The organism is Anaerovorax sp. IOR16, assembly GCF_017168145.1.
Taxonomy (GTDB): Bacteria; Bacillota; Clostridia; order Peptostreptococcales; family Anaerovoracaceae; genus IOR16.
In genome coordinates this window covers 683,974-691,148 of record NZ_JADQTL010000010.1, presented here as the reverse complement: position 1 = coordinate 691,148, position 7,175 = coordinate 683,974, and the positions used below count along the sequence as shown (strand labels likewise).

At 31.9% G+C, this 7,175-nt stretch carries 4 protein-coding genes and 1 pseudogene; 1 reads left to right on the top strand and 4 read right to left on the bottom strand.

Annotation, left to right across the window (positions count from 1 at the left end):
- A partial coding sequence (locus I2490_RS13780) for a transposase (protein WP_206460319.1) occupies positions 1-440 on the top strand: 440 nt, incomplete at its 5' end.
- Between the two features lie 165 nt (positions 441-605).
- Here the strand turns inward: I2490_RS13780 and I2490_RS13775 are convergent.
- From I2490_RS13775 to I2490_RS13760, 4 genes and pseudogenes are all read right to left on the bottom strand, one after another.
- Entirely contained in the window at positions 606-2,672 is a 2,067-nt protein-coding gene (locus I2490_RS13775; RefSeq protein WP_206460318.1) for a methyl-accepting chemotaxis protein, read from the bottom strand.
- A 75-nt stretch (positions 2,673-2,747) separates the two neighbouring features.
- The gene (locus I2490_RS13770; RefSeq protein WP_206458029.1) at positions 2,748-3,941 is read right to left on the bottom strand and encodes an EAL domain-containing protein; all 1,194 of its coding nucleotides are present in this window, start codon (positions 3,939-3,941) and stop codon (positions 2,748-2,750) included.
- 152 nt (positions 3,942-4,093) lie between these two features.
- Entirely contained in the window at positions 4,094-5,269 is a 1,176-nt protein-coding gene (locus tag I2490_RS13765) for a tyrosine-type recombinase/integrase (protein WP_206460317.1), read from the bottom strand.
- 418 nt (positions 5,270-5,687) lie between these two features.
- Positions 5,688-7,052: pseudogene (locus I2490_RS13760) on the bottom strand (IS1182 family transposase).
- Between the last annotated feature and the right edge of the window lie 123 nt (positions 7,053-7,175).

Here is a 7,175-nt window from a genome sequence, read left to right as displayed (position 1 = left end):
TCCGTAACTCCACTAAATTTGTATCCTACAAAGATTTGAAAGCTCTGATGGCTGATTTGAAGCGAGTCTATACTGCCCCAACAGAAGAATTAGCCCTAAATGAATTGGAGTTGTTTCAAGAAAAATGGGATGTAAAATATCCGAAAATCTATAAATCTTGGCATGATAATTGGTCAACTTTAGCAACCTATTTTAAATATCCTGAAGCTGTTAGGCGGCTTATTTATACCACAAATGCCATTGAGGGATTTAATCGTCAACTTCGTAAAGTAACAAAAAGCAAGACAATTTTTCCTTCTGACGATAGCCTTTTAAAAATGCTATATCTGGCAACGATAGATATCACAAAAAAGTGGACAGGATATCGTAGGGACTGGGGACGGATATATTCCCAGTTAGAGATTTATTTTGAGGAAAGACTAAAAAATCTCAACTTCTAAAAAACAACTTGTTCGGCAAGTTTTATTGACATGCAAAAAAATCATTGTATAATGCAAACAAGGGTAGAATCCCAAAATTGACTCTGCCCTTAAGTAACTATTCACATATCTTATATCAGATTTTTGAGTTTACACAAAACTTGAAACTGTCCCCCTCTTAATTTTTTAGTATTTTAAATCTGATTCCTCAACAAATATTTCTTGTCTTTCCCTATCGCTCATATCTTGTATAAAACCTTCTCTCTTATTTATGTCTTCCGTTTGTTTCAATTTAAACTTTGAAATCAGTTCTTTTAGAAGGGTTGATTGACTTGCTAATTCCTCACTTGCCGCTGCACTTTCTTCTGCGGTAGCTGCATTGGTTTGAACGACTGCTGAAATTTGTTCTACACCTAAATTAACCTGTGCAATTAACATTGCCTGCTCATTAGAAACTTCTGCAATATCATGAATCAATGAGACTGCCTCCTTTGTTAGAAGCGCACTCTTACCTAAAGAACTTTCTGTTTGTTCGGCAATGTTGGATCCATTTTCAACGGCAGACAGAGTTTCTTCAATCAAACTGGTTGTACTCATTGCCGCTTCTGCTGATTTTCCTGCAAGATTTCTCACCTCATCGGCTACTACTGCAAAGCCCTTTCCTGCAGCTCCTGCTCTTGCAGCTTCAACAGCTGCATTTAGAGCTAAAATGTTAGTTTGAAAAGCAATATCCTCAATTACTTTAATAATTTTTGAAATCTCAGAGGATTTCAGACTGATTTGACCCATGGCAGAAACCATATTTTTCATGTATTCATTACTGCTGTCAAGCTCTGTCCCCGCTAATTTCGCCTTTCCACTTGCTGATTTTGCATTTTCTGCACTAGCCCTAACCTGTTCATTAATTTCGCTTATGGATGCAGATAATTCTTCAATAGAGCTTGCTTGTTCCGTTGTACCCTGCGACAAAGCTTGCGCTCCATTTGCTACCTGTGCGGCACCACTATTTACTTGCTCTTCCGATTGGTTGATTTCGAGGAATGTGAAATTTAAATTTTCAATGAGAGCTTTCATATTTTCCTTAAGCTTTTTAAACTGTCCAGCATACTCTTTTTGTAATTTAATGGTTAAATCTCCATCCGATATCTTCATTAAAGCATCGGATATTTTATCTATGTATTCCTGATAATTAATCAACCTCTTTATTGTTAAATTAAACGCCTCAGCAAGCTGCCCCACCTCATCATGAGAATCTACCGAAAGAGTAACATCAAAATTTCCGTCTGCAATCTCCTGAGCAGCTCCTGTTATTTTTTGAATTGGTTTTGCAATTTTATTGCTTGCAAAAATAGTCACAATCGCACCGATTATAATTGCAGCTAATGATAAAACTATAAGTATAAATTTTATTGCATTAACCTCTTCTAGAATTTCACTAGATTCGACTCCTAATGCAATAATCCATGGGCTTCCTTCGATTGGAGTAAATGCAACAATTTTATTTATACCATTAAAAGTATAATCTCCACTTCCAGATTCACGAGTTATCATAGATTCCGTAAGTTTTCCTAACTCTTTAAGAGTACTGTCCTTTTTAGCATTTTCAATATCGTTATCTTGTTTTAAAACGATATCTTTATTTTTATGTCCAATTGTAGTTCCTTGATTGTTTACCATATAGGCATAACCGCTCTTACGATAATTCACTTTACTCACAATATCTGATAGAATTTGCCCATCTTTTCTTCCATAAAACACACCGATTTGCTGACCATTTTTATAAACTGGAGCAGCGAATATAATAACAAGCTCATCGGTCGCACTGCTTACAATTAAATCAGAAGCAGCCATTTCACCTGTCATTGCGGTTTTAAAATAGTCTCGGTCTGCAACATTTGTTTTTTCTCTTTTTGAATTATAAACAGTACTGTTTCCGTTTTTATCAGCAAAGGCAAATGCCTGATAGCCAGTTCTTTTTGCCTCTGTTTCACAAAAAGAAATTTTCTCCTCCAAACTAACTGTTTGATCTGCAATCAATGCATTCTGTGCAAGGGCATCAATATACCTTAGCTCCGTATCTCTCGTAGCTTGAATGTATTTGGCTTCTTCTTCAGCTATTTCTATTAGATCACTGTGTGTACGTTTGATTAAATTTTGACTTACCACCTGCGTAGAGACAAAACCCAGTACTGTCGTCAAAAAAAATATTACTGTTGTAAATATTAGTACCAACCGCATTTTTAATGATTTCATGTTATTAAATCCTCCTAAGTTTCTATTGTTGTTGTTTGTTATAAATCTGTAAGTTAGGTTTCTGGAAAACTTTAATTAATATATCTGCTTTATTGAAGAAAGTGGAACAGGTTCTGAAAAATAGTATCCTTGTGAAAACTCACTCCCTATGCTTGTTAATATTTGAAGCTGTTCTTTTTCCTCTACACCTTCAACAATGACACGAATATCAAATGCTTTGCATATGGAAAAAGTATTTTCTAAAATTTTTTGTATTTTCATATTATGTTTTATATTAGCTATCATAGACTTGTCTATTTTTAGGGTGTCTATATTAAGCTCAAGGACCAAAGGGTAATTCGCTGAGTATGCTCCAAAATCATCCAACGCAATATGAAAGCCTATTTTTTTTAATCTTTCTACTACATCTGTCAGTTCTTTTATCTTATTTAACGGTATATTTCTTTCGGTTATTTCTATTTCTATTTCACTTGCAAAAGTATCATTTCCCATCATCACTTCAATTGTAAGAAAAAAGTCATCGCGAAGTAATGTTGAACAGCACATGTTTATCGATATCGGTATTATTTTTTTCCTATGCTCTTTCCAGTTTCTCATTAGTTCAATTATTTTACGTAAAACATAGTAATCAATTAAATGAATTAACTTATTTTTCTCAAAATCTATAATAAAACTTTCTGAAGAATTCAAAAGGCTATCCATTTTAGTCCATCGAATTAATGCTTCCAATCCAATTACTCTGCCTGTTAGATTTTCAATTTTAGGTTGATAAAGCAAGTAAAATTCATTATTATTTATGCTCTCTAATAACTGATCAAAAGAAATCATCGAATTCTTCATTCTAGGGAGTTTCCGTCCAATTTTTACTTTTTTACTGGACGGATATTCTTTTGGAATGTCTAACGAATTGTATTGCCTATAATCAAACATTTTATTTTTGTTCATTTTACTAATTAATTCTAAGACATAATCAAGCCCGTTTACTTGTACATATTTTGCAACAAAATAATAGATATCGTTATGAAAGAATTCAAACTTTGTATATATTGTTTTATTTTGAAATGCTTTAATTAATATACAATTTGAGATATAATGATTTTCTTTGCACATAGAATAACATTCATAATTACCATACTGTATGTCAGTTTGTTTCAATAAAAAAGTGCATTGCTTATGTCTTTTTACATCAATAAGCCTTACTACATCAAATGTATTTTTTAATAAATTCATTTCATGAATTAATTCATTACTTTCATAGTTATGTTTCATACGCAAGTTCCTTTATCATTCAAATCAATAAATTAACATGAATTGTATAGAAGTAGTATATCTGCACAAAATAATTATATAAAACAGAAGGATTCATAAAGATTTTACCTTTATGAATCCTTCTGTTTTTATATTGGTTTTAAAGCATTCCTCTAATTTTGACTAAAAATTTGACGGTTATTGCTCCAAAGTGTATCAATTTTCTGCATTTGACTTCTCTTGTGTTCCGTAAGAGAATGGACATACTTTTTTAGAGTAATCGAAACATCTGCATGACCCAAAATCTCACTTACAGATTTTATATCCATACCGACTTCAATTGCCCTAGTAGCAAAAGTATGTCTAAGAGTATGAAAGCTTGCAGACTCAATTCCCATTTGATTGGTTAGTTTCTTAAAATAACTTTGTACTGTCCGAGGATCAACAAAATTTTCTTCATGATTACAAACAACAAATTTAAGATTGTTTGACTTTTTCTTTATCGCTAAGTAACGACATAACCCCCTAGAAAACGGAATATCTCTTATAGAAGAACTGCTTTTGGGAGTCCCTATTACTATTTTAGTTTTTTTGTTTTCTTCTTGAGAAACAAGTTTTATTCTTTGCAAATTAGAAGTGACTCTTAAAATTCCATTTGATAAATCTATATCTTTCCATTGCAATGCACATACTTCACCAAGTCTTAAACCTGTATAAAGTGCAAGTATAATGGCGATTGACAAATAATGTTCCGAATTCAGAGCTGCATCTTCAAGTATTTTTTGTTCATCAACACTCAAAACACGGATACTACTGTATTTGTCTGTAGGAAGTTTTATTTTCATGCAAGGATTTTTATCAATTAAATTATTATCTAAAGCTTGTTTTAACGCTGCGGATAAAATTGTGTGTATATCCTTAACGCTTTTAGAAGATAAGCCTCCTTTTCCATCTATCCTTCCATTTGCTAACTTTTCGTTAAAAAAAACCTGTAAGTTAAAAGTATTTAATTGTTTTAAATTCACATATCCTAATTTAGGAATTATATGATTATGGATACAATAATAATAATTTGAAAATGTTGAATCCTTTACATTAAACTTAGCATATTGGCTTAGCCATAATTGAAGCCATTCAGCTAATTTATACTTTGTTTTCGATGTTTCTAATAATCGATTTGTAGCAACTCCTTGTTTTGCAACTATTAATTTCTTTTTCACTTCCGAATATGTTTTACCATATAAAGAATGATATTTTTTTTTACCCGTTGTATTGTCTATAATTATAGCATATCGACCTTCCCACCGACCATCTGAACGCTTATAAATATTCTCACCTTTTCTTGGCATTGTCATTTCCTCCTGATGCATAAAAATTTGACCAAAATAATTACCACTTATAACCATAAAATAATACTTAAAAATCAAAATTATTTGATTTTTAAATAATCAAATGATATTATATGAAATATACAAGTCAAAATTTTTCATTTTTAGACTATTTTCGACATATCTTTTCTAAATTTTAGCTTGTTATACTTTTAGTGTCTATACTATTACGTATAAATATCCAAGTATTACCATTCATAAAGGTAAAATCTAAACGAAAAAACAATACCAAAAAATATAAAAAAACTGTCTCTAAATCATGAGACAGCTCAGACTGTAGACAAAATACCTTGCTAAATTTATATTCTTATAATTTCTGCAAGGTATTTTCTATTTTTTCTATAAAGCTTTTAAAAAAAGAAAAAATAAAAGGATATCTCTATGCCATTTGATTCCTTCTTTCAGATTTATGAATCCATGTTGCTAGTTTTTTTAGATTCATGGACGCAAAAAGAAGATTCAGTTCCATTTCTATCTTCTGAATCCCTCGATATTGTGTATAACGCATATTATGTTTTTCTTTTGCATCTGCAAAGACTCGCTCAATGGTTTGACTCCGTAGTTTGTAAAGATCTCGATACTTTGGAGTATGACGAATGTCCTCACATTGCTCTATGTAGTTTTCCCATATATGACGTGTGACTACTTTTACATGGTCCTTACTTGCTGTGCATTCTGATAAGGAAGGGCAACTCTTGCAAATTTCTCCTTTACTCTTATATTCCCGATACCCTTCTCTATTTGTTGTAGTATAGTTTAACACTTGGTTTTCTGGGCATACAAAGCAATCATAGTATTCATCATAAGCATATTCGTGTTTTTTAAAATAACCATTTTTTGTCATAGGTCGTTTGTATGGTAGGATAGGAATTCGTTTATCTTTGAGTATTTCTCTAGCAATTGCAGGTGTTTTATATCCGGAATCCATTACAATATTTTTTACACCTTTATATCTTTTTACTTTTTCATAAATCTTTGGGAATGCAACTGAGTCATGTACATTTCCTGGATTTGTATGAAAAGCAAGTATGTAATTGTTTCGATCGCAAGCTACATTTGCAGCATAAGCAAATACTACCTTATGCTTTCCTTTATGAAATACACCGCAATCCGGATCTACGGTACTTTTCTTGATTACTTTTGTCTTTTCTTTGGCTTCCGTTTTTTTTTACAAGCTTGTTTTCCTCGTTCAATGCGATCTTCGTTAATTTCTTTCATTAGTTCTTTTTCATAGTATTTAACGGATTCCAAAACGGTTTCTTTTTCACTGTTATGGTTATTTGCACTTGCTTTAATATGTGTACCGTCAATGAAAATGCTTTCTGAATTAATGAATTCATATTCCATGATTTCAGCAATGACTCTTTGAAAGATTTGTTCGAATAAGTCAGTATTTTGAAACCGACGAGAGTAGTTTTTACCAAAGGTAGAAAAGTGAGGAATTTCTTCCTCTAAACTATAACCAAGATACCATCGATAAGCTACATTCGTTTGAATTTCTTTAATGGTCTGTCTCATGGATCGAATACCAAAGGTATATTGAATGAGGGTAATTTTAATTAAGACAACAGGATCGATGCTTTCTTTTCCCACATCCAGAATACAAATCTTTTACAAGGTCATAAATGAAAGAGAGATTAATCGCAGTATCTATCTTACGAATAATATGATCTTGTGGAACAAGAGAATTCAAGGTTACCATTTGAAATTGATCACGACCTAATAAATCTTTCTTACCCATCATAAAGCAAATACCTCCATGTATTTATACATATATTTTATGTATTACATTATGTAAAAAAAACTGTAGGCAAAGATAGAGATATCCTTGTCTACAGTCTGAACTGTCTCTAAATCATGAGACAGC

What these genes read in the sequence shown, in the direction of transcription:
- I2490_RS13765 (WP_206460317.1), bottom strand. Translation starts at nt 5,269, where the DNA reads ATGCCAAGAAAAGGTGAGAATATTTATAAGCGTTCAGATGGTCGGTGG.
- I2490_RS13770 (WP_206458029.1), bottom strand. Translation starts at nt 3,941, where the DNA reads ATGAAACATAACTATGAAAGTAATGAATTAATTCATGAAATGAATTTA.
- I2490_RS13775 (WP_206460318.1), bottom strand. Translation starts at nt 2,672, where the DNA reads ATGAAATCATTAAAAATGCGGTTGGTACTAATATTTACAACAGTAATA.